General features: G+C 73.7%; 1 protein-coding gene. It reads right to left on the bottom strand.

Annotated elements, in window-relative coordinates:
• Positions 1-1,493 (bottom strand): MFS transporter (locus KBX39_RS30990; protein WP_210873951.1); only part of this gene is annotated, 1,493 nt, incomplete at both ends.

Raw genomic sequence — 1,493 nt, 5'->3', positions numbered from 1 at the left:
ACAGATCGTCGACCCGGCGCAGGTGCGGTAGCCACTCGGTGGCGTCCGCCGGCGCGTCGGGGGTCTCGGTGTCGAACCGGCGCAGCCGGCGTACGCCGTAGGCGCCGAGCGCCACCACGGCCAGGGCCAGCCCGGACACCACGAACGCGAACCCGAGTCCCCGGCCGGGGCCGGTGCCGATCAGCGCGCCGACGCTGCCGGCCAGCGCGCCGCCGGGGGCGAACATCGGTTCCAGCAGCGACCCGCTCAGCGGCACCAGCACGGCGAAGCCCAGCGGCAGCGTCGCCCAGGTCAGCGTCTGGATGATCGCCAGCACCCGGCCGTGGAACCGCTGCGGCACCTTCACCTGGATGATCGACAGGTAGATGCCGTTGTGCAGGCCCAGGCCCAGCCCCACGCCGAAGCTGCCGAGCGCCACCAGCAGCAGGCTCGGCCGGACGCCGCTGAGCACCAGGCTGACCGCCACGCCGAACGCGATGGCGATCAGCGCGGGCATCCGGCGCCGGGTCGGGCCGCCCCACACCGCGATGGCGAGTCCGCCGAGGACGGCGCCGAGCGCCTCGGCGAACGCCACGGTGCCGACCTGGCCCATCGTGCCGAACGCGAGCACCATCGGCGGCACCAGCAGCAGGCTCGCCAGGCACAGGTTGTAGAGCGAGAAGAAGCCCAGCATGGCCCGGAAGCCCGGCTCGGCCCACGTCATCCGCGCGCCGCCGATCAGCTCCGCCAGGAACGGCTCCTTGCGCCGCCGGCCGAGCAGGTCGGGGAACCGCACCGCGGTCAGCACACCGATCGCCACCACGTAACTCACGATGTCGATGACCAGGACGCCGGCCAGACCGATCGCGGCCAGCAGACCCGCAGCCAGCAGCGGCACCGCGAGCGAGCTGAGCCCGACCGCGAGCTGCGCGATGCCGTTGGCGTGCCCCAGATAGCGCTTCGGCACCACCTGTGGGATCGCGGCCAGGTAGGTGATGCGTTGGAACACCGACGCCGCGCCGAGCACGCACACGAGCGTGTAGACGGCCGCCAGCCCCAGCCGGTCGGTCCAGAGCAGCAGCGCCAGCAGCGCCTCCGCTGTCACCGCCGTCGCGCACGCGGCCAGCAGCACCCGGCGCCTGTCGAACCGGTCCGCGACCGCGCCGGCGACCGGCAGCGTCAGCAGCGCCGGCAGGTACGCGATCACCCCGGACAGGCCGAACCACAGCATCGAGCCGGTCTCCAGGTAGACCCAGACCGGCACCGCCCACTGGGTCAGCGCCGACCCGGTCGACGAGATGAGCTGGCTGGCGGTGATGGCCAGGAACCGGCGTACGCCCGGTTGCACGCCGGTCTCGGCGGTGACCGGATCGGTGCTGGTGGCCGCCAGTGCCCAGCCGTCACCGGCGAGCTGTCGTGGCGCGGCGGACGGCGCGGCGGACGGCTCGGCGAGCCGGGGATGGGTGCGGGTGAGCACCTCGGCGAGCGCCTCGGCCCGCTGCTTGACGAAGTAG

Source organism: Micromonospora sp. D75 (genome assembly GCF_018070405.1).
Taxonomy (GTDB): domain Bacteria; phylum Actinomycetota; class Actinomycetes; order Mycobacteriales; family Micromonosporaceae; genus Micromonospora; species Micromonospora chalcea.
Note: the sequence above shows the minus strand (reverse complement) of the source record. Positions and strands in the feature narration are given on the sequence as shown.